At 65.8% G+C, this 558-nt stretch carries 1 protein-coding gene; it reads left to right on the top strand.

Annotated elements, in window-relative coordinates; translation table 11 throughout:
- Positions 1 to 558: carboxyl transferase domain-containing protein (locus tag EN935_RS39525; RefSeq protein ID WP_206534723.1), on the top strand; the 558-nt coding region annotated here is incomplete at both ends.

The following is a 558-nucleotide window of genomic DNA, read 5'->3' as shown; positions in this document are numbered from 1 at the left end:
CGCCAAGTCCTGCCGTCGATCGGCGAGACGCAGGCCGTCGGCGTGCTCGACAGTGCGTTCGCATGCGACGCGAGCGCGCTGCTCGGACTTCGGCAGATCGTCAATCTCCTGCCCGCCGGAAATGGCTGGGAGTGGCGGGAGCACGGTCAGGACGACGAAGACATTGGGCTGGATAGATTGATCGGCGCCGACCCTGATGCCGCCATCGATGGACGCCGCCTGCTGCGCGCCGTCTGTGACGGCCGGACGTTTGTCGAACTCGGCCACCGGGACGGCCTCATCGTAGCGCTTGCCAGAATCGGCGGTCGTGCGATCGGCGTTCTGGCTAGCGACTCAGCGGCGATGTCCGGTGTGCTCGATGCAGCTGCACTGTCCAAGGCAACACTGCTGGTGCAGTTTTGTGCTCGCCACGATCTGCCGGTAGTCACACTCGCGGACAGCCCGGGCGTATTGCCGGACGGTCCGGCATTGGTCGCGCTGGGCAACCTGGTCCAAGCTTGGAGCGATTGTCCGGTTGCCGTGATCGGCCTGATTTCCAGGCGGTGGATCGGTGCCGCC

The sequence above is a fragment of the Mesorhizobium sp. M7D.F.Ca.US.004.03.1.1 genome (assembly GCF_003998635.1).
GTDB lineage: Bacteria > Pseudomonadota > Alphaproteobacteria > Rhizobiales > Rhizobiaceae > Mesorhizobium > Mesorhizobium loti.
This window is presented reverse-complemented; position numbering and strand designations above follow the sequence as displayed.